The sequence below is a fragment of the Arthrobacter sp. NPDC097144 genome, assembly GCF_044762205.1.
Lineage (GTDB): Bacteria > Actinomycetota > Actinomycetes > Actinomycetales > Micrococcaceae > Arthrobacter_B.
In genome coordinates, this window is the sequence record NZ_JBIWDW010000001.1 from 304,425 (window position 1) to 325,616 (window position 21,192).

General features: G+C 66.8%; 11 protein-coding genes. 1 reads left to right on the plus strand and 10 read right to left on the minus strand.

Translation table 11 applies throughout. The features are described 5' to 3' along the window. Positions 1-9 precede the first annotated feature (9 nt). Positions 10-792, plus strand: a complete 783-nt coding sequence (locus ACIQXM_RS01355) for an SGNH/GDSL hydrolase family protein (RefSeq protein ID WP_400926478.1) — start codon at positions 10-12, stop codon at positions 790-792. Positions 793-812: 20 nt separating this feature from the next. On the opposite strand, the gene ACIQXM_RS01360 is transcribed toward ACIQXM_RS01355, so the two are convergent. The 10 genes from ACIQXM_RS01360 to pth all read right to left on the minus strand — a co-directional run bounded on the left by ACIQXM_RS01360 (position 813) and on the right by pth (position 21,126). Further along, a complete protein-coding gene (locus ACIQXM_RS01360; RefSeq protein ID WP_400926481.1) occupies positions 813-1,505 on the minus strand; it encodes an acetyltransferase in 693 nt (230 codons plus the stop codon). After that, entirely contained in the window at positions 1,502-2,872 is a 1,371-nt protein-coding gene (locus ACIQXM_RS01365; protein ID WP_400926484.1) for a glycosyltransferase, read from the minus strand. Before ACIQXM_RS01365 ends, ACIQXM_RS01360 begins: the two co-directional genes overlap by 4 nt. A gap of 2 nt (positions 2,873-2,874) precedes the next feature. Further along, a complete protein-coding gene (locus ACIQXM_RS01370; protein ID WP_400926487.1) occupies positions 2,875-3,843 on the minus strand; it encodes an NAD-dependent epimerase/dehydratase family protein in 969 nt (322 codons plus the stop codon). 50 nt (positions 3,844-3,893) lie between these two features. Then, positions 3,894-5,426 carry a sugar transferase gene (locus ACIQXM_RS01375; protein ID WP_400926490.1) on the minus strand — a complete coding sequence of 511 codons (1,533 nt, stop codon included), beginning with the start codon at positions 5,424-5,426 and terminating at the stop codon, positions 3,894-3,896. 472 nt (positions 5,427-5,898) lie between these two features. Beyond that, positions 5,899-8,727: an AAA family ATPase gene (locus ACIQXM_RS01380; RefSeq protein ID WP_400926493.1), complete on the minus strand. Its 2,829-nt coding sequence runs from the start codon at positions 8,725-8,727 to the stop codon at positions 5,899-5,901. Continuing rightward, on the minus strand, positions 8,724-11,540 hold the full coding sequence (locus tag ACIQXM_RS01385; RefSeq protein WP_400926496.1) for a LuxR C-terminal-related transcriptional regulator: 2,817 nt from the start codon (positions 11,538-11,540) through the stop codon (positions 8,724-8,726). The genes ACIQXM_RS01380 and ACIQXM_RS01385 overlap by 4 nt, the downstream gene beginning before the upstream one ends. 302 nt (positions 11,541-11,842) lie before the next feature. Continuing rightward, a complete protein-coding gene (locus tag ACIQXM_RS01390) occupies positions 11,843-14,587 on the minus strand; it encodes an AAA family ATPase (RefSeq protein ID WP_400926499.1) in 2,745 nt (914 codons plus the stop codon). A gap of 198 nt (positions 14,588-14,785) precedes the next feature. Next, positions 14,786-17,491, minus strand: a complete 2,706-nt coding sequence (locus ACIQXM_RS01395) for a LuxR C-terminal-related transcriptional regulator (protein WP_400926502.1) — start codon at positions 17,489-17,491, stop codon at positions 14,786-14,788. A gap of 36 nt (positions 17,492-17,527) precedes the next feature. Then, positions 17,528-20,146: an AAA family ATPase gene (locus tag ACIQXM_RS01400; protein WP_400926505.1), complete on the minus strand. Its 2,619-nt coding sequence runs from the start codon at positions 20,144-20,146 to the stop codon at positions 17,528-17,530. Positions 20,147-20,541: 395 nt separating this feature from the next. Next, entirely contained in the window at positions 20,542-21,126 is a 585-nt protein-coding gene (pth, locus tag ACIQXM_RS01405) for an aminoacyl-tRNA hydrolase (RefSeq protein ID WP_400926508.1), read from the minus strand. Positions 21,127-21,192 lie beyond the last annotated feature (66 nt).

Here is a 21,192-nt window from a genome sequence, read left to right on the forward strand (position 1 = left end):
CATTTAGAAATGCCAACTAGCCGTGAGGTTCGCCGCACATCATATTTCTCCCGTCGCCGATGGCCCCGTGCCCTGGGCTTTCTGGTGCTGCTCGCCGCAGCTTCCCTGCTGTCCTTTTACGCCCTGTCCAATTCGGACCAGGCGATTGGCGATCCGCGCACCGGAACCGCTGCGGAAGGACCCGCAGTCCCCAAGGTTCCCCAGCTGGACATCCTGGGGGATTCCTACGTGGCCGGCTCCTCCGAGGGCGGCATCGGACCGGCCAACTGGACCCGGCTGGTGGGAAGCCGCTTCTATGAGCAGGGCACCCAGGTGGAGATGAGCGTCATGGCCCAGCCCGGCTCCGGTTATCTCACCCGTGGCGCCACCGACCTGGTGTTCCGGGAAGCCGCCACGCTCCGGCTTCGCTCCACCGCTGACGTGGTGGTGGTCTTCGGAAGCCGCAACGACGGCCGGCAGACTGATATGGCCATGTACCAGGCAGCCAAGATGCTGTACTCCGACATCCATGACATTGCTCCCCAGGCCAAGGTGGTGGTCTTCGGCCCGGTCTGGGTGGACGCCGATGTCCCGGACTTCATCTCCGCCAACAACGCGGCCATGGCCCGGGCGGCTGCCGAGGAAGACGTCCAGTACATCGATGCCCTGGCCGAGGGCTGGTTTGCGGGCTCGGAGGAAGGACTGATCGGCGAGGACGGTATCCACCCCACCGATGTTGGCCACGCGTACCTGGCCGAGAAGATCTTCCCGGTTCTGAACGAGCTCATCCGAAACCTCCCGCCGGCCGCCTAGCCCGCCCCGCTCTCTGAAGCTCATGCCGGTCCGCCGGCATGAGCTTCAGTACCGGGAGCCGCCGGGAACCTGTCGCCCAGTTCGGCGGGCTGGGCCGTGGACCCGTACACACGGTTTGCGCCCACGGTTCCCTTGACCACTGTCATCGGCTGGACCACGGCGGACTCCCCGATGCTGGACCCGCCCAGCACCATGCAGCGGGACGTAATCCAGGCGCCGTCGTCAATCCGTATGGGACTGGTGACCAGCCCCATGTCCGTCCGGACGCGGTGGCTGCCCGTCGTCAGGAAGGTCTCCTGCGAGATCACGACGTCCGATCCCACGTAGACGTGGTCCTGGTTGTGGAACCACACGCCTTCGCCGATCCAGGTCCGCTCCCCGATGTGCAGCTTCCACGGCGACTTCACCCGTGTGCGCGGTCGGAAAATCACGCCGTCGGCGATTTCCGCACCAAACGCCCGAAGCACGGCCACGCGCAGGCGTGAACTGATCTGCCACGGATTGGTGACGAACACCAGTTCGCAGGCGGACCAGAGATACACCACGGCACGCGGCTTTCCCCAGGATTCCCCGGCACCGGGGGCACGGGACAGATCAATCGGAGGACGACGGCGCAGGCGGCTGCCGCCGTCGTCCTCCTGCGGGATCCCTGCCGGGGGCTGGATCCCCGCCGTCGGCTTCCGGACCAAACGCTGTGCATGTTCGAGCATCATGAGACCTTTCGTGGAACATCCCGGAGCCCGGGTGCGGCCGCATGCGCAGGGCGGACCCGCGGCGGAACACCGTTGGACTGCTGGGCGGCCGCTTCGGCCAGGCCGACCGGGAAGTCCGCCGCCCGGCGCTCGGCCAAACCTGCCGGAGCCCCGGGGAGCCCCGCAACGGCATGTTTGAGCACCGCTTCAAAGCGGTCCGCGATGGGCCCGATGCCAAAACGGTTTTCGGCTATGCGCCGTCCGCGTGCCCCGGCCGCCTTCGCCGCCGCCGGGTCCTCATCCAGCCTGCGCAGCCAGCCCACCGCTGCTGCCACCCCGTAGTCGGTGGGCGGGCCCACAAACCCGGATGCTTCCTTGATGTCATCCGCCGCCGGGTTGTCCTCCGGCATGAGCCCCAGGATGGGACGGCCTGCCGCGAGCGAGGAGAGGACCTTGCTGGGAATCGAGAACCGGGAGGCCCCCGGTTCCAAAATGGTCACCAGGACATCCGCGGACCCCAGCATTTCCGGCAGGTCCGCCGCCGGCTGGAACGGCAGCAGGGTGACCGGAAGTTCCGGTTCCCGCGCCAGGTCCTCGCGCAGCATGTCGATGCCCTCGCCTTCGGACGCCACAATCAGCCGCACCGGCAGGCCAGCAGAGAGCGATTCCCGCAGCAGGGCACCGAGCAGCAGCGGATTGTGCTTTCGGCCCAGGGTTCCCGCGTACAGCAGACGCAGCTCCCCTTCGTGCGGAAGGTGGGTAGCTGACCACGCGTTGTCCCGCGGGCGGGGCGTGATTTCATCGATGGGTGCCCAGTTGGGAATGATCGTTACATGCCCGGTGTCCAACCCCCACTGCCGGTAGGCCTGGCGGAACTCCTCACCGATCGCCACCACCTGGCGGGCGCCGCTGACCACCCCTGCCTCTATCCGGCGCACCAAGGCCCCGCCGGTGCCGGCAGCCGCGCCGGGGAGCTTGCGGCCCAATTCCTCGGAGATCGCATTGCTGAACAGGTCCTGGTGCCACAGCACCCACGGCAGGCCCCGCCGGGCAGCAGCCCGCCGGAAGTCCGCGAGGGCAAAGAGCGGCACGTTGCAGGCAACCACGCAGTCAGGAACGGTTTCCTTGGTGTGTGCCAGCCAGGCCGCGGAATAGGAGCGCTCAAAGCGGATGCGGCCCACCGCACTGTATTTTTGGAACGGCTGTTTGGCGGTCAGCGGTGAGAAGCTGAGCTGCTCCGAATCCGCCGCCGTGCGTTCCAGCGTTCCCTTTCCACTGCCGTACTGCGTGGAATACACATGGTCCACCGAGTGTCCGCGCGCAGCCAGTTCCCGGGACAGTTCGGCTTGGAAAGGATGGCCGGAAAAGTCATGCACTTGGATTCGCATGGCTAGACCCTCTGCGCCTTGACCTGGTCCTGAATCCACTCGTAGGTCCGCTCCAGCCCCTCCTGCAGGCTGATGGACGGTTCCCACCCGTAGGTGGCCTTGAACAGGGTGTTGTCGCTGTTGCGCCCGCGGACACCCTGCGGTGCATCCAGCTTGTAGCGGCGGTTGACGATGGTTCCGGAAATCTGCTCCAGCTTGTCAGCCATCTGGTTGATGGACACCAGTTCGGCCGAGCCCAGGTTCACGGGCTCCGCGGAATCTCCGTTCATGATTTCGAGGATGCCGCGTACGCAGTCGTCGATGTACATGAAGCTGCGGGTCTGCTCCCCGTCACCCCAGATTTCCAGGTCCAGTTCTCCGGTCAGGGAAGCATAGGCAAACTTCCGGCACAAAGCGGCCGGTGCCTTTTCCCTTCCGCCTTCCCAGGTGCCCTCCGGGCCGTACACGTTGTGAAAGCGCGCCACGCGGGTCTGCATGCCGTAATCCTCCTGGAAGTGCCGGCACATCCGCTCGGTGAAGAGCTTCTCCCAGCCGTAGCCGTCCTCGGGCTGCGCCGGGTAGGCGTGTTCTTCCTTCAGCGCCACAACATCAGCGGAGGTCTGGTGGTCCGCAGCGTAGACGCACGCCGAGCTGCTGTAGAAGAAGCGCTCCACTCCGGCGTCGCGGGCGGCAACCAGCATGTGGGTGCTGGTCAGGACGGTGAGCATGCACAGTGCCTTGTTGTTCTCGATGAACCCCATGCCGCCCATGTCCGCTGCCAGGTTGTACACGTGCTGCATTCCCCGGCTTACCTCGTGTGCCGTTTCCAGCAGCGAGCAGTCACCCTGGATGTTCTCTGCCGAGTCGTGGATCTGGTACCACTCATCGAGGGGCTTGCAGTCCACTGCCCGCACTTCATGGCCTTCGCTGATAAGCCGCGCCACAAGATGGCCGCCGATGAATCCGCCGGCTCCGGTAACAAGAGATTTCATGGTTTCTTCGCTTTCTCTAGAGTGGCCCAGCCGAAGCCGGAGGAAGTTGGTTAGTAAGCGCCTACTGGCCGGCGGACAACGCCCACCGTGCGCCAGAGAATTCGGAGGTCGCCGGCCAGCGACCAGTTTTCGACGTAGTAGAGGTCCATTCGCACGCCCTCTTTCCAGTCGAGTTCGGACCGGCCGTTGATTTGCCACATCCCGGTCAGTCCCGGCTTGATGTAGAGCCGGCGGTGCACCCGGCCGTCGTACTGCGCCACTTCGCGGGGCAGCGGCGGACGGGGGCCGACGAGGGACATGTGGCCCCGGAAGACATTCCAGAACTGCGGCAGTTCGTCCAGGGAGTGCTTGCGCATCCATCGGCCCACGGAGGTCACCCGGGGATCGTGTTCCATCTTGAAGAGCACCCCGGCCCCTTCGTTGCGGTCCAGCAGGCCGGCCAGATCGTCTTCGGCGGACTGCACCATGGACCGGAACTTGAGCATCTCGAAGGACTTTCCGTCGCGGCCCACTCGTTCCTGGCGGAAGATCACCGGACCGGGGCTGTCCCTTTTGACCAGGATGGCCAGCACCGCGAAGACCGGAATCAGCATCACCAGGGCGGCCAGGGAAAGAATCACGTCCAGGCCGCGCTTGAGCACGTGCTTGCTGCCGGAGAACTGTGGCAGCTCCACATGCATCAGCGGCAGGCCCTCCACCGGACGGGTGTGGATGCGGGGGCCGGCAACGTTGGTCAGGCCGGTGGTGAGGATGAGCTGGGTTGCGGACTCTTCCAGCTCCCAGCCCAGTTCCTGCACATATGAGCTGGGGCCCTTGACCCGGCCTGCCACTATCACCGCATCCGCCCGCAGGCGGCGGACGGCGCTGACAATGGTGTTCTGGTCCGCCACCACGGGAATCGGTTTGGCCGCAGTGCCGCATTCCCGGGTACCTGATGACGTCAGCGCAACACCGATCACCTGGTAAACGGAGTTCTCCCGGCGCTGGATCTGCCTGGCCACGTAACGGACATCTTTGGGCCGGCCCAGGATGATCACCTTGGACAGATAGCGGCCTTTGGCGCGCTGTCCTTTCAGCCACTGCCGCAGCAGCAGCCGGCAAAGGATGAGGCTGCCGAGGCCAACAGGGAAGGCAAGGGCAAAGTATCCGCGGGAGATGTCCACCTGGAACGTGAGGCAGAAGACCGCGATCAGTCCCATCACGATGACCGTGGAGCTGATGACGCGTTTGTACTCATCCACGCCCGTACCCACGATCCGGGCATCCCGGGTGCGGTAGACGGCCAGCGAAGACATCCAGGCCAGCCAGATTCCGGCGGAAACTGCCAGATAGGGGATGTTCAGCCTTCCGCCGCCGGACATGTACTCGGTGCCCACGCCAAAGCGCGTCAGATGGGCCAGGGTCACGGCCAGCGTTACTGACAGGAGATCGGAGACATGAAGGATTTTCCGGTACTTGTTGGTCCAGCGGACGCCGTCGCTGGCCTGGCGCGCCGCTGGTGCCGCGAGCCTGAAAGCGGGAGGGGGAATGGTGGAGGACAGTGCCCGTTTTGGCCGGAGTCCAGCATCTTTAAGGTCGGTCACCGAGACTCTCCTATGTTGCTAAAACGTCCGAAGGGGCCGACGGCGGCTGGGGGGAAGCCTTGGTCTCAAGAGGCTTCGACACCGTCGACCCCGCTCGGGGGACCGGCGCCGAGGGCGCCGGATGATTGGTTTGCGGGGCGGTCTATCGGTTTCCACCGGGATATTCCCACCGGGAGCACCGCGCACTCAGACCGGAAAAATCCAGCCGTCCGTGCGGTGATAGCCCGCATCTTTTCCCTGCAAATCAATCAACACACCAAAGACTAGGAGGGGCGTTCAGGCCCGGCACGAGTAATGGTTACTCGACTCCTCAGGCCAATTTCTCCCTCTGCGGGAGGCATACCTAGGGCTACTTGGCCGGACAACCGAGCCGCGGCACCTTGGGGGGTTTTAAACTCCAAAAGCCCCGCTGCGGCCCTGGATGTCAGGGGCACAGCGGGGCTTTGGGGCAGGACCTCTGCGGACGTCCGGGCTATTCCATGGCCGCCGGGCTAGCACCGGGTTCCAGCGCCAGATAGGCAGCTTCCAGGTCCGCGCGCCGGCTGATGCCCAGCTTCACGTAGATCCGGTAAACGTGGCCCTCCACCGTCCGCTGGGAGAGCGTGAAGTGGGCCGCCACATCCTTGGTGCTGGCCCCGTCGAGCAGCAGATCCACAATCTCATGCTCACGGCGGGTCAGCCGGACCAGGTGCAGCGACGGGCTCAGGTAGGAGACCGTCACCCCGGCCAGCTCTCCCCGGCGGCGGCGCAGCTGCTGAATCAGGGCGCGCTGCCGGCGGAGGTTGCCGTGGGCTCCGTAGAACCGGATGGCGTGGCCAATGCTTTCCACAGCCAGGAGGTACTTACGGTGCCGGACGGCTTCATCCGCAGCTGCCACCATAAGATCCGGGTTTCCCGAAACAACCGCGCGGGCATACGCGTTCAGTGCCTGCGCCTCCCCGCCTTCAAACTCCGCGCTGATTTCCTGCAGCCGCGGCGCGTAACGGAGGTCGCCGACGGCGAGGCACAGTTCCAGAATGTCCTTCTCCGCCGCGAGGAAACCTTCTTCCCTCGCCTGCGCCGCAATGTCCGCCAGCTCCGCCGGCACGCTGCCGTCCGGGTCAGGCGAAGCCAGGGCTGCGGCCGCGTAGGCCTGGCCCGTCAGCCACAGCGGGCGCGGTCCGGGGTAGCCAACGCTGCGCAGCTCCTTCGCGTAGCGGGCAGTCTGGGTCCGGTCCCCCACCACGGTGGAGGCATAACCGGCGAGCCCGAGGGCGTAGGGCAGCAGCATTTCAGGGTCCGAAATCCGCAGCGCTTCCACTGCCGGGTGCAGCCGCTGCAGCCCCTCACGCAACCGGCCCTGGTGGATTTCCACCGCTCCCTCAAAGACGCCCATGGTGCCGCCGTAGGCAAGCAGCTGCTCCGGCGTGCTGTCCAGCTTGGCGGCAAGAAGGCGTTCCAGGTCCGAGAAGCGGCCGCCGTGCAGCAGCCCCAGCGCATGACGCACCACCGCAGAGCCGCAGTGCGCATGCACCGGCCCGCCCAGGCGTGCAATCAGCTCCAGTGCCGCACCTGAGTGTTCCAGCGCGCTGCTGATTTTTCCGCGGGAGACCAGGATCTCCGCCATCAGCTGCCGGGCCGCCACAAGCCAGAGGGCCTCCGGTCCCGCCCGCTTTGGCACCGGCCGCAGCACGAACGGGGCGAGCCCGTCCATCGCCGCGGAATAATCGCCGGCGGCGGCCAGCGCCGCGAGGCGCAGCAATTCCGCACCGGCCGCCGCTTCTGCGGCCGGTTCGGCGACCGGTTCGGCTGATCCCTCTCCCGGCCCGTCCCCCGGATCCTCCCCCGGGTTCTCCCCCGTGCCTGAGCCGCGGGCAGACAATTCAGCGGAGACGGCCAGCCAGTTCCGGGCGAGGTCCTCCAATTCCCCTGCGTTCCGGCCAGACCGGATACAGACCAGGGACATGGCCATGGCTGCACGGCGCAGTGTCTCCTCATCCGGAACCGGCATCGCCTGTCCGGGTGCCAGGATTTCCCCAAGGAAGTCCCGGGCATGGGCATATTCGCCCATTTCCACTTGCGCGGCTGCTATCTCCACCCGCGCCGGCAGCAGGTACGGGCCCTCTTGGACTGCTGAGCCCAGGCGGGCAGCCAAGGATGACCGGCCGTCGTCGTTCGCTGCCCGGGCCGCCGTCAGGAGTTCCTCCTCCGCGACGGCGTCCCCGCAGTCCAGCGCCCACTCGAGCCGGCGCAGCCAGGCTTGCTTCTCGGACGGATTCGCTAAGTCGGGCCCGGCGCCGGCATCCAGGCAGGACAGGACCCTGGCGCGTATTGCTGCGCTGCGGACAGCCGGAACCAGGAACCGGATGGCGTCCGCGTGCAGGGGCTGGGCCAGCGACAGCGATTCGGAAGGGCCGGGCACGGCGGACAGAACCCCTTCGGCAAGCAGGGCATGCACCGGGGCCGGCCCGCAGACGGCGGTCAGGACGGAGCGGGGCAGCGGCTGCGCCAGTGCCAGGGTTTCCAGGGTGTCCCGTTCCTCTGCATTCCTGCCGCTGAGGTGGCCCTTCACCTGGTCAACCACCCCGGTGACCAGTCCGTTCGGTTCGCCGCGCAGGAACCACGCGCCGTTGCCTTCGGCCAGCACTCCCAGTTTGCGTGACTGTGACAGCAGGGCTTTCAGGTACAGCGGGTTGCCGCCGGATGCCCGCGCCAGCAAGGCGCTGGAGGCCCGCAGCAGAGGTCCGTCCAGGACTCCCTGGCAGACCTCGTGGACCGCATCCGGGGACAGTGCGCCCAGGTCGATGCGTGCCAGCAGTCCGTCACGCGCAAGGGACAGCAGTTCGTGGATGCTCAGGGCCCGCGGCCGGGTCAGCACCAGCAGCCGCAGTTCCCCGGACATGGCCAGCTGCGTCAGGACGTGGCAGCTGGCTTCATCCAGGTAGTGGGCGTCGTCGATGACCAGCAGCGGCTGGGGGCTGCCCGTCTCGCTGATCCGGCGGAAGTGGCGGCGGATGGTCCGGAGCACGGCAAGGGTCGAGTCCATGTCCTGGGGACCGGCGTCTTCCAGGTACGGCGAAAGTACGCCGTAGGGCATGCGGGACAGGACGGGGCTGCCGTGGATGAAGGAAGGAGTGACAATTCCGTCCAGCCGCGCCAGGACGTGGTCCGCGAGCGCCGATTTGCCCATGCCTCCCTCCCCCACGATTACCACTCCGCGCATGCCCGGTTCAAGCAGGCGGGACGTCGCTTCCTGCGCCTCCCGGTCACGGCCAAACAGGGCGGCTCGGGTTTCGTTGGCTGCGGGACGTGCGCCGGTCATTTGCGTGCCCCTGACTTGTCCGCGATGACTTTGGCCAGTTCCCGGCGGCTCCCCACATGGAGCTTTGAATAGACCTGGTACAGGTGCCCCTCCACGGTCCGCACCGAAATGTTCAGCTCTGCGGCAATGGCTTTGTTGCTGGTTCCCGCAGCAGCCATGCGTGCGATGGAACGTTCCCGGAAGGTCAGGGCGCCCAGGTACTCGTCCGCCACTTCGCTTCCCTCGGCCGGCCGGGCTTCTGCTCCGCGCCGGCTGCGGTGGATGAACCGGACCGTTGCGCGGTCGCCGGCACCTGAGGCCACCGCCAGTGCCCGTTCCGAGGCTTCCTTGGCAAACAGGACGTGCCCGGCTGCTTCCCCCTGCTCTCCGGACTGGATCAGCAGCTGCGCGTCATAACTCCCCACGCCCTTGGCATACGTTTCGCACATCCGGGCGAAGCTGCCCTGCTGGTGGTCGGCTACGGCCAGGACGCGGTCAAGGTTCTCCACGTCACCCAGCCGGGCTGCGCTCAGCAGCGAAAGCAGCTCATAGGAGTACGCACCCCGGCGGTGGTCATGGGCGGACAGGTCAACGAAGCGGCGGGCTGCCTGGGGTGAACCCAGGGCAGCCTCGGCCAGGGCCGCGAAATGCCGGGCGGCCCGGCGCATGGTCCAGGGACCGCCGTCGGCCGCTTTGGTGCGGAGCTGGAGGTATGCCTCCGCGCCTTCCCTGTCCTTTTGCAGGGCAAGGCAGTACGCCGCTGCCGCTGCCGCCATGGGAAGCATGGATTCGGGTCCGCTCAGCCGCAGCTGTGCGACGGAAGGCAGGAGGCAGCGGAGCGCCGGCCCGGGATTTCCGGCGTAGGCGTGCAGCAGTCCGCCGGCCAGTTCGCTGAACATTCCGGGCAGCAGCGTCGGGCTGCCGTGGCGGATCTGCTGTTCGAGCACGCTGCGCGCGCTGTCCAACGCCCCGATGGCGAAATGGACGTGGATGATCCGGGCCAGTGACCGGGTGCGGCAGTCGCGGCCGACGTCGGGGTCTCCGAGCAGGCGTTCCATCTCCTGGGTCAGCTCCACCGCCTCATCCTGCCGGTCCGTCATTCCCAGTGCCTCGCAGAGCCAGGAGCCGATCAGGACACGGAACTCCTTGTCCTGGCCGGACGAGTCCGCCTGCAGCGGGGCCAGGAACACGGCGTTTTCAAGGAACCTGCCGTGCGTAGAATTGCACTCCGCGCGGGCCAGGATGAGCTGCCGGTTCAAGGCGGCGACGGCGGTGCGGGCGACGGAGCCGTCCGCGGCCAGCTCTGCCGCCAGTTCCTCGGCTTTGGCCAGCAGCTCTTCGTGTTTCTTGGCGGCGCCCGGCGGCAGCACCCCGGCGGGACCGGCACCGGCGAGCGCTCCGGTGGCTGCCATGCACAGCACCCTGTTTTCGGCGATCAGCAGCCGCGCTTCCTCCAGCCGATCGGACTGCCGGCCGCTGGCCCGGTAGGTGCCCAGGGCGGAAAGAGCCGCCCCGTACTCACCCACTGTCATCCGCGCGGTCACCAGCTCCACAACTGCTTCCGGGTTCTTTGCGTAGCCCTTGCTGCTGGTGAGAAAGCGGATCGCGGGCGCAGGGTTTCCGGCAGCATTGGCCGCCCGGGCTGCGACGACGGCGGTGGCAGTATCCAGCACCTCGCCGCTGTCCAGCTGCCACTTGGCCAGCCGGGACGGGTCCACCACCGACATCACCGGGTCAGTTCCGGCGTCGTCCTGCGCAGCGGACGGTTCACCGGCACGTCCCCCGGCGGGAACCGCCTCCCGCAACCGGTTCAGGAGACTCTTTCGCGTGCTCTCGCTCAGGGAAAGGCAGACGGCGCCGGCCAGCACCTGGTCACGGATCATGACATGCGGAACGCCGTGCTGCTCAACGGAGAGGATTCTCTGCTCCTGCAGGGTGTCCACCTCGCCGGGCTCCACGTCATGCACGGCAGTGGCCAGCGGCAGGGAACCGGCCAGGGCGATGGTCCGCACCAGTACCAGCTGCCGTTCCGTGAGCTGGTCCAGCCGTGCCAGCACGGTGTCCGTGACACGCCCCGCGGCTACGGGTATCCGGGGCTGCAGGACCCAAACCTTTCCGCTGCTGCGAAGCCTGCCGGACTCACGGTAATCGGCGCAGCCCAGCGCCAGCAGGTGCGGGTTGCCGCCGGTGTGGCGGTGCAGGTTTGCCACCGCGGAGCCGGAGACGGGACCGCCCAGCTGAGCTGACAGCAGTTCCGCTGTTTCGGCAAGGCTCAGCGGTTCCAAGTCGACGCGGGACAGGATGCCCTCACGCCAGAGGCCGGCGAATTCCGCCGGCGCCCGACTGAAGTCACGGAAGCAGGCCAGCAGGCCTGCGGTGCGGCTCAGCACCATTTGGCTCAAGGCCATGGCGGAGAATTCATCGAGTTCTTCGGCGTTGTCCACAGCCAGCAGGACACTTCGGCCCTGGGCGCGTTCCTGGATCAGGCGGGTGAGTCCGCGCAGGATCAGGACCGGATGCGATGAAACGTCCGGATCAAGGTCCGAAAGAAGGAACGTCAGCGCGCCGAAGGGAGTACGCCCGGAGAACGCGGAGCCGCGGACGTGGACCACGTAGGTATCCGGCCCGCACTGCCGCAGTACGTGGTGGATGAGGGCGGTTTTCCCGCTTCCGGCCTCCCCCACCAGGATGCAGCCGGCGCCGCCGCCGGAGGTCAACCGGTCGAGGATGGTTTGGGTGACGGCCCTGCGGCCCACGAACAGGGGCGGCACGGATTCTTCCCGTGCGGCCGCGTCCTGCCCCGGAATTCCGGGCAGGGAAGAGGTGGCGCCCATGAACTCCGGGCGCGCAGCGGACTGACGTAGGACATAAGACGGTGAACTGCTGTTCTGCACGGTGAGACCCGTTTCTGCCGGTGATCTGTGTCCTGCCCCAAGGTCAGCGCCACAGATCATGTTCTATACCTGCCGCCACAGTAGGAGGACAACAGAGTGCGAACACGAGTACCGTGTACCAGTCGAGCAGAGGCACTACTTGGATTCGGGTACACGCACAAACCGAAACCACTCAGTTCTTGAGTACCCGGCCGGCGAAGTCCTCAGTACGCCGTGCGGCGAAAGCCGCCGGCCCGGCCGCGCTACGCGCCGCTTGCGCCGCTTTGGTCCGGTGTGCCGAGGATGGCCTGCAAGTCGCTGCGTCCGGAAACATGCAGGTGCGCAAATACCCGGCCCAGGTGCCAGTCCACCGTCCGCGCCGACAGGTGGAACCGCCGGCCAAGCGCCGCGCTGGTTTCACCGGCAGCTGCCCTTAGCGCCAGCTCACGCTCCACATCCCCCAGCTGGGCGAGCCTGAGCTGGACACTGTTGGCAGGCGACAGGCCGCGGAAAGATTCATATTCCAGGTGCCGTGCCCGCCGCAGCAGGGTGCGGCTGGTGCCGCCGGCAGCCCCCAGTGCGCCGGCGGCGGAGGCCGCGCCGTGGACCAGCCGGGTGTTCTGCAGCCTTCGGGCGGTTCCGCCGGCTTCGATCAGGGCCGGAACATCCTTGTTCAGCAGCCCGGCTGCGAGCTCCCGCAACCCGCCGGCCAGGGTGCCCGTAGCGTGGGAGGCTGCAGCAGCAAGTGCCGACGCCGCCGGCTCTGACCCCAGCAGGGCGGCAGCGGCGTAGCCCAGGAGCGCGTCGGGCATGTTCCCCTCAGCCATTGCCTGCGCGGCGGAGCTGCGCAGTTCCTCCGCTTTGGTGTCCGTTTCCCCCGCCGCGCCTGACAAACCCGACAGGATCCGGAAGTATCGGACCGCTGCCTCCACCGGAGGATCCGTCCGGTACCTGGGTTCCGGCGGGAACTCCACTTCCGGTGCCTTTCCCGTCTGCCGCTTCAGCTCACCGCAGTACGCTGCGGCGGCGAACGCCAGGGGAAGCATTTCATCCGGATCGGAGGATTCCAGCTGTGCCAGCGCCGGTGTTAGGAACTCCAGGGCGGCATCTCCCCGGCCGGCGTAGGCGTGCACCAGACCGGTGGGCAGTTCCGTCCCGGCGGAGGTGCGCAGCCCGGATTTGCCGCCCGGGTCGCCAGCCGCATTGGTGAGTTCCAGGGCTTCGCCCAATTCCCCGCAGCGAATCAACAGGAAGAAAAGGTGGTGGAAGAAAAGCTCGCGGGTCCTGACATCCGCTTCCAGGCCTGCTGCCAGCCGGGACCGGGCCAGCGTCACCAGTTCCATGGCTTCGGCGAAACGGCCGGCAGCGGCATGCTGTTCGGCCAGCCGGATTGCTGCCCACAGCCGAGCAGCAGGAAGAACGGCGGGATCCTCAAGGTCATCCGCCAGGGAGGGCGGCAACTGATGAAGCCTGTTGTCCAGGGACAGGAGCTCCGCCCGTGCCAGCGTTGCTTCCACCCGGGGCCCGGGATTGGCGCCGGTATCCTCGGGCAGCAGCCGTTCGGCCTGTTCCAGCAGGGGCCACGGGTCCTCCGGGGATCCGTGGAGACGGGCCGCGGCCAGGGCGCGGGCCCCCAGCAACCGTAGCTGCAGCTCCTCCGGGGCGCTGTCGCCGTCGTGCTCCGCAGCAGCGAGGACCCGGTGGGCCCCGGCGTGGTTTCCGGCGGCGCGCAGCGCGGCGGCTTCCTCCAAAACAAGGGGCGCCGGTTGCGGGGACGCCCCGGCCCGCGAGAACCGCAGGGCCTCCCCCGTGTCTCCGGTCTGGTTGGACCAGTGCGCCGCCGCCAACGCCACACCGGGTTCCAGGGCAATGCCAACGGACAGCGACCACGCCGCCAGACCAGCGGCAGCGGCTCCGCTCAGCCCCTGCGGGGCGGCGGTCAGGGAGACCTCCGCCCAAAGATCCCGGCTGCGGCCATAGGGAATCCGGGCCGCGATGGTTCCCGGCTGGAGGTTCCAGGCAAGGCGGACCGGCTGGCCGCGGCCGCCGTTAATGGTGATCAGTGAACTTTCCTCCAAGGAGTCCACTATGCGGGCCGGCACCAGGGACAGCAGGATCTCCAGCGGCAGCTCCCGGCACAGCGCCAGGATCTCCACGGCCCGCCGCTCCTCCTCGGTGAACCGGCGAAGCAGCGATTCCACCCGTTCCGGCAGTTCACCGGAATGGATGAGCGGCCCGCCCCAGGTCCAGTAACCGCGGCGCCGAACCAGCGACCCGGTGGCAAGGTGGTCGCGGCACAGAAGCAGGGCCAGCAGCGGATTTCCGCGGCTGTGCTGCCAGAGCATCTGTTGGGCCAGGGTGGTCAGGGGCGCTCCGGCCGCAGCCGCGAGCAGCTCTCCTGTCTGGTGCACGTCCAGCGCACCCAGATCAACCCGCCTCAGGGCACCGTCGGTCCACAGCCGGACATATTCGCGGTGGCACCGGATCAGGTCCCCGCAGGCCAGCAGGAGCGCAGCGGTTCCGCGGCGGCAGAGTTCCGCCGTGACGAGAACCGTCAGGTCATCAACCATTTCGGCGTTGTCGATGACGATGATGATCCGCCGGCCCGCTGCTTCGCGGATCAGCTGTGCCTCCAGTGCCCGCAGCACCAGGACCGGGCTGGCCAGCTCCGCCGGCGGCAGGTCACTGAGCAGCCAGGCCAGGGCGCCGTACGGCGTGCGTGCAGAGACGGTGCTGCCGCGAAGATGCACGGTGGAGGCATGCCCGCAGAGTCCCACTACTTCCCGCACGAGGGTGGTTTTGCCGATCCCGGCCGGGCCAAGGATGACCGCGCCGGATTCGTCAAGCGCCGCAAGAACGGCCGCGCGTGCGGCGTCCCGCGGGTCATCCGGCCGAGGCTTTCCGGACCTGCCGCGGGCTGGAACCCGGACAGGAATCTGGAAGGGAACCAGCTGTGGGGGTGAAATCAGGGACTCGTGGAACGGGCCTGAATGCTGGAGAGTGCTCATCGGGGACCTCAATATCGCAGCGTGTGACCCGGCTGGCGGTTCTCAGCCGGGAGTTCGGCGAGACCTAACATCTCCCCGGCCGTCAGCGGCATGGGAAGCATCCCCACCGTATGCTCCCGGCAATTCGCCGGGCACGCGTAAGGGGTACCCGGATGTGGGGAACTGACTGCGTGGACCTACTGTTGGACAGCTGGCCGGCTACTGGTTTTTCCCGGGCTGTCCGGTTCCCAGAAGCTCCTGTTTCAATTCCTCCCGCTTGCTGATGCCCAGCTTTTCGAAGGTCCGGTAGATATGTCCTTCGACGGTGCGCACCGAGAGGAAGAGCCGCTCGGCAATCTCAGCATTGCGGTAGCCCTGCATCACGAGGGAGGCAACGTCACGTTCCCGGCGGGTGAGCACCGGCAATCCGGCAGGGGAATTCCGGCCAGCGGGCAGCCCGCTGTCCTGCTTGCCGAGGGTGCGCTGGACCCGCTGGAGCAGTGCGCGGTCTCCGCTTGCCTTTGCCAGGCGGAGCGCTTCCCCGGCGCACTGCTGGGCCAGCGGCTCCCATTCAGGCTCGCTGGTGGAGCCGCAGCTGAGCAGCTCATCGATGTCCTCATCCAGGACCGCCCGGGCAAACCGGTTCAGGATGGGCGCCCGCGGACCCTCGAACTCCTCCGTGATCTTCAGCAGCCGGTTTAGTCCGTCAAAGTCCCCGAGGGTTACGGCCAGGGACCGCAGCTCCAGTTCCACCGCCACAAAACCCGATTCCTCCGCCTGGTCTGCGAATTCCCGGAGTACTTTCGAGGGTTCCCGTTCCATGAGGATCAAGGACCGGGCAGCTGCCCGGCACCCGTTTGCCAGCACGCGGTAGCTGGCGGGTCCCCGGGAAGTCAGGCCTGCGCCGTCGGCCAGCAGTTCCTCCGCCGCAGGCATCTGCCCTTCCCTTGCCGCGGTCAGGGCGGCCAGCGCCAGGGTGAGTTCGAGGAGTCCCTCCGAGTCACTCGTCCGCAGGCCCTCGACGGCGGCCAGGAGGTGGGTAAGTCCCGCGGCGCTGTCATTCTTTCGCAGATGCACCACGGCAAGGGAGAACTCGACGGCGCCTGCCACATGCACAATTCCGCCAAAGACCCCGGCAATGCCGCGCTGTGCAACGGCCTGCACCTCTTCCCACTCTTCCAGCGACAGGAGTGTGGTCAGGTGGCGCTGGAGGACAAACTGGTAGTAGGAGAGAAACCGCTGTCCGCCGGCGTCGAGGATCCGGAGTGCCTCAAGTGAAATCCGGTACGCACTCCGGGCACGGCCCGTTTCCGTCATGATCTCTGCCAGCAGCGTTCCGGCAATCAGCGTGGCTTCATCATCGCCGGCCTGCCGGGCGTCCTCGAGGATGGAATGCAGTTCCTCCTCTGCAGGGCGAAAACGGCCTTCGCTGACCATGCCGATCAGGGCCAGCAGGCGTCCGCCGCGCCGGGAGGAAACGATATCCGCGGTCAGTTCCTCGCCGGGGTTTCCCTGCGCAGCGGCCTCAATGCGGTCCACACCGGCCAGCCAGTCCGCGGAAATGGCGGAGAGGCCGCCGGAGGCGCCGTGGTTCCGCCGTGCCAGTTCCACCCTGATGAGCACCGCCATTTTGAGGGTGGTTAGGTCAGCGGCGGCATCAGTGACACCGCTGATCAGTTCATGGGCCATTTCAAGGTTCCCGTCCTGGAACCAGGCACGGGCGGCCTGGACCCTGGCGGCCATCGCCTGTTTCGGGCCCTTGACGGCGGCGGCAAGGCGCAGTGCGGCAGAACTGTCAAAGTGGTTGTTCGCGCGGTACGCGGCGTGCACGAGGGCGGAGTCCGGCACCTCCGCGCCGCAGTCCAGGGACCAGGTCACCAATCGCAGCAGGTTGTCGGGGCTGTCCCGAATCGGTGCGGCTACAGCGAGCAGCCGACGGCGCAGGCGGGCGCTGCGGGCGGCAGGAACCAGCTGGCGGACAATCTCGCCGTACAACGGATGCAAAGGCCGCAGCAGCCTGGCCGGCTCCGCGGAAATGGTCACCAGTTTGGCTTCGGTCAGGGAGTCCACCGCGCGGTGCAGGCCGAGCTCGAAGGCGGCAGCAGCGGGCAGCGGTTCTGCCAGCGCGATAATTTCCAGCGCGTCGCGTTCGTCTTCGCTCAGCCCCCAGAGCTGGGCGCGGAGCAAATCACCCAGCCGCCCCTGCGGCGGATGCATTTGTTCATGCAGCAGCCAGACACCGTGCCGGAACACGAGGCTGTCCACGCGAACGGTTTCAGACAGCAACGCCAGCACGAGCATGGGGTTGCCGCCGCTGACCCGGGTCACATCGCTGCTGGTGCTGGTCAGCACCGGACCGCCCAGTACCTGGACGCAGAGTTCGTGAACCTGGTCTTCGCTCAGCGGAAACAGTTCATGCCGGGAAAGTGAACCCTCCCAGACCAGGTTGGACGCCGCAGCGGGGATATCGGCAATCCGCCGGGCCAGGAGCAGGAGACGGATACGGGAAGCGGCAACAAGCTGCACCAAAAGGTCCGCTCCGGCCTCGTCCAGGCAGTCCGCGTCATCGACTATCAGCAGCGGTGCTTCCATAGGGCCCGGCTCATTCCCGTCCGGGAACAAACGGTGCAGCAGTGAGCGCATCACGGCAAAAGGGGAATCAGCGTCCGCCGGCGCCAGGTCTGAGATCAGGGGTGCCAGCGAACCGAAAGGAACGTGTGCAAGGGATGAACTGGTGTGGATGCGGTGGACAGGGAAGCGGCCCTTCACCTTTGCGGCAACCACTGACGCCAGCGCACTTTTGCCCATGCCGGCGTCGGCCACCACCACCGCGCCGTAGCCGCCGGGGCGCAGGATGCTGGACATCACGGCATCAAGTACTGCCCCTCTGCCCACCAGCGGCCGCTCGCCAAAGTCCTGTTTCATCAGCCTCCCCCCCCTGACCTTCCTGTCCTGTTTCGCCTAGGCCAGGACTTCGCTGAGCTCGGAGCGCCCCGAAACGTGCAGCTTGTCGAAGATCTTACCCAGGTGCCAGTCGATCGTACGGGGAGACAGGTTCAATTCACCGCCAATTTCTGTTCGGGTTGCCGGACCAGCGGCCAGCCGGGCCAAATCTGCTTCAAACGGTGTCAGTGTGTCCATCAGGGCGGGAATGGTGTTGGCGTGGCAGAGTTCGCGGAAGCTGAGGTGTTCGATGTTTCGGGCGGCCTTGGCCTGGGCGCGGTCTTCGGTGCCGGACCGGCCGTTCAGGAGGCGGAGGGCGGAGCCGGCAGCGGTGTAGGCCATGAGGACATTTCCCAGCGAGAGGGCGAGCTCGGCCGATTCCACCAGCAGTGCAGGATTCTTTTGGTCCAGTCCTGCGCCAAAACAGTGCAGGGCCCGAGCCCACGCCCCGCTGGCACGTCCGCCTGTTTCGGCCAGTTCACGTGCTGCCTCAGCGTCCCCGTGGCGTGCTGCTGCGGCCAGGCATTCAAGGGCCGGCAGCACCATTCCCTGCTCGCGGCAGCCGGCAGCCAGGGCACGCAGCTCACGTCCCAGCGCCTGCGGGTCTGCGGCCAGTTCCGCCTGCAGCCGCAGCAGCCGGTCAAGGAATTGCAGGGGGGCCAGCGGGAGATACCGGTACTCCGGGATATCGGCGGCAAGCTTCGCTGCCTCCGCCGGAGAGCCCAACAACAACTGGACGTAGGCTGCCAGCGTTTGGGTCAGGGGCAGCAGATCCCCCGGATCGCTTATCCGCAGCTGGGCGGCGAAAGGCGCCAGCACCGAGCGTGCACGGTCTGCACATCCCGCCAGCGCCTGGACCAGTCCGGCGGCCGCTTCGTCGATGCCCCCCGGAACGGTTGCTTCGTCTTCCGCACCCCAGGTCCGTGCCACCAGGTCAAGCGCCCTGGCATACTCTCCGGCGGCAACCAGCGCCAGGACCATCCGGGCATGGACTGCTGCGGAAACGATTCGCGGCAAGGCCTGGGTGAGCCCTTCACACCCGGACTCGATGAGGTCCACTGCGTCATCCCCGCGGCCGGACAAAGCCAGGAACTGCGCCTGCAGGGCCATGGCCCGGGCCCGAAGAGCAGCCGGAAGCAGGACATCCGTTCCGATGGCGGCGAGCTCTTCCGGCATGTCCCCCAAACGGCCGGAGTCCACGGCAAGTGCACCGCGCGCCAGCACGAGCGCTGCCTGCCTCTTGCGGCTGGGGGCTCCGGCGCCGCCTGCGGCAAGAGCGGCATGCGCCGTCTCCAGTGCCTCGTGCGGGTCCCCGGCATCGGGAAGTCCCCGCAGCAGCGCAATCCTGTGCTGCAGCAGCTCGGCCCGGAGGTCCTCGTCCCCGAGGCCTTCCGTATCACTCAGCTGCTCCAAGGCCCGCAGGGCTCCCTGCTTGTCATCGGCAGCGATGCGCGCCCGGACTTCCTGGAGCAGCATCGCCCGGCTGCGCAGGCCCGGGGGCACGGAAGAGATATAGCGCAGGGCGAGATCCGGATCTCCGGCAGCAACGGCCAGTTCCGCCGCCCGCTGCGCCGTCTCCGGATCCAGTGTTCCGGAGCACTCCAGCGTCCAGCAGGCAAAGCCGGCCAGGGCTGCGGGCCCAAGTGCTGCGGGGTCGATAATTGCAGCAACTTCTTCCCAGAGTTCCCGGCGCCTGCCCGGCGCTATGCTTCCGGCGATGGCCGCCGTCGAACTTCCCGGAGCAAGGCGGATATTTCCGGCAGAAGAAACGCAGGTCAGGCGTTCCTCTTCCAAGGCGTCCACGGTTTCTGCGGGAATCAGCTGGAGCGCCGTGTCCAGCGGAAGCTCCTCGCAGAGCGCCAGGAGCTGGATCAGGGAACGCTCAGCCGGAGGGCGCCGCTTCAGCCGGGCCGCCACCACCTCTGTGACCTGCGCGGAAAACTGCAGCGGCTTGACCAGGACCCATACTCCGTCCCGCTCAATGAGGTTGCCTTCCACTGCCTGTTCGCGGGTGAGCAGCATGATGTAGTAGGGGTTTCCGCCGGAATGAACATGCACCGCATGCGCGGCGCGCGAGGAAACACTGCCACCGAGAATGCTCTCCATCAGCTCCCCGGTCTGCGCACGGGTATAGGGAGCGAGGTCTATCCGGTGGAGCAGGCCTTCGGTCCAGAGCGCAAGAAACTCCGGGGCTGCGCCGTACAGGGTTTCGGCAGACGCCAGGACGAGGGCCGAGGAGCGCCGAACAAGCTGGGAGACCACCATTGCGGTCAGGTGGTCGAGGTGCTCCGCCTGGTCCACCAGCAGCAGCAGCCGCTTCCCGCCCGCCTGTTCCAGCAGGTGCCGCTCCAAATCCTGCAGGAGCTGTGCGGGGCGGGCGTCCAGTCCCACGGACAGGCCTGAAATCAGCGAGGCGAGGGCACCGAACGCAGTCCGCTGGGAAACAACGCTTCCGCGAATGGCCACCGCATGGAATTCCGGTCCTGCCGCAGCGCGGACAAGCGTACTCTTCCCCATGCCAAAGGCGCCCACGACCACTGCGCCGTTGCCGGACTGCAGCACGTCAGCCAGTTCCGCAAGGGAACTCTCCCTGCCGATGAGATAACCGGATCTGCTGTCACTTTCAACATCGAACATCTTGTAGCTCCACGCCCCCCGGCCGTCGAATGCTCTGCTTACCGGCGCCTCTCACCAAAGCTCCCAGCAGCTGGTGGGCGGCTGGGAGCTAAAAACGTATTACGACGGCGAAGGCACCTGTCATTGGTGTGAGCGTACGCGGGATGCCGGGTTTCGTCTACAAGATAGAAAGGCATGGACCTTTGTGTCGCAGCTAATGCAGGTGATAAAAGAAAAGGGACCGGCGCCGGGATGGGGGTGGCCCAGTCTCGGAGGCCTCCCGACGCCGGCCCCAGCTTTTGAGTGCCCTAAGGCATGCCTCAATATTAGGCACGGGAAACGGGTCCAACAATGGGTCTGCAGGCTTTTGGGGGAACGGGATCCTTACTCGTCTTCCCGGCCGGACTACCTGCTAACTATGCCGGGGCGTGAAACTTTTGCTGGGCAGCGATGAGCCCTTCGGTCAACAGCAGTTCTACGGCGTCTGCCGCATCTCCAATGAGGAAAGGCAGTTCCTTGGCCTCGGCCGGCGGGAAGTTTTTGAGGACGTAGTCGGCGGTATCCATGCGGCCGGGGGGACGTCCCACTCCCACGCGGACCCGGAAGTAGTCCTTTGTGCCCAGCGCGCGGCTCATGTCGCGGAGCCCGTTGTGGCCGCCTTCGCCGCCGCCGGCTTTGAGTTTGATGGTGTTGAAGGGGATATCGATTTCATCGTGCACGGCCACCACGTGGTCCGCCGGAATATCGAAGAATTTGGTCAGCGCCGAGACGGGGCCGCCGGAGAGATTCATGTAGGTCTGCGGCTTGGCCAGGATGACGCGGGGCCCGCCGATGCCCAGGCGCCCCTCAAGTATCAGGGCGCGGGATTTGTGGCTCTTGAAATTCCCGCCCACGCGGGAGGCCAGGTCATCCAGGACCATCTGGCCAACATTGTGCCGGTTGCGGCTGTAGTCGGGCCCGGGGTTCCCGAGCCCGACTACCAGCCAGGTGTTGCTGTTCACTGCAGGTACTGCTCCTTCGACAAGAACCGGACGGCTCCGTTACGGGGAGCAGACCCCGGAGATGAA

Excerpts from the sequence above, each read along its gene's own strand:
- ACIQXM_RS01365 (WP_400926484.1), bottom strand. The coding sequence starts at position 2,872 with ATGCGAATCCAAGTGCATGACTTTTCCGGCCATCCTTTCCAAGCCGAA.
- ACIQXM_RS01380 (WP_400926493.1), bottom strand. The coding sequence starts at position 8,727 with ATGACCGGCGCACGTCCCGCAGCCAACGAAACCCGAGCCGCCCTGTTT.
- ACIQXM_RS01395 (WP_400926502.1), bottom strand. The coding sequence starts at position 17,491 with ATGAAACAGGACTTTGGCGAGCGGCCGCTGGTGGGCAGAGGGGCAGTA.
- ACIQXM_RS01385 (WP_400926496.1), bottom strand. The coding sequence starts at position 11,540 with ATGGGCGCCACCTCTTCCCTGCCCGGAATTCCGGGGCAGGACGCGGCC.
- ACIQXM_RS01370 (WP_400926487.1), bottom strand. The coding sequence starts at position 3,843 with ATGAAATCTCTTGTTACCGGAGCCGGCGGATTCATCGGCGGCCATCTT.
- ACIQXM_RS01400 (WP_400926505.1), bottom strand. The coding sequence starts at position 20,146 with ATGTTCGATGTTGAAAGTGACAGCAGATCCGGTTATCTCATCGGCAGG.
- ACIQXM_RS01390 (WP_400926499.1), bottom strand. The coding sequence starts at position 14,587 with ATGAGCACTCTCCAGCATTCAGGCCCGTTCCACGAGTCCCTGATTTCA.
- ACIQXM_RS01360 (WP_400926481.1), bottom strand. The coding sequence starts at position 1,505 with ATGATGCTCGAACATGCACAGCGTTTGGTCCGGAAGCCGACGGCGGGG.
- ACIQXM_RS01355 (WP_400926478.1), top strand. The coding sequence starts at position 10 with ATGCCAACTAGCCGTGAGGTTCGCCGCACATCATATTTCTCCCGTCGC.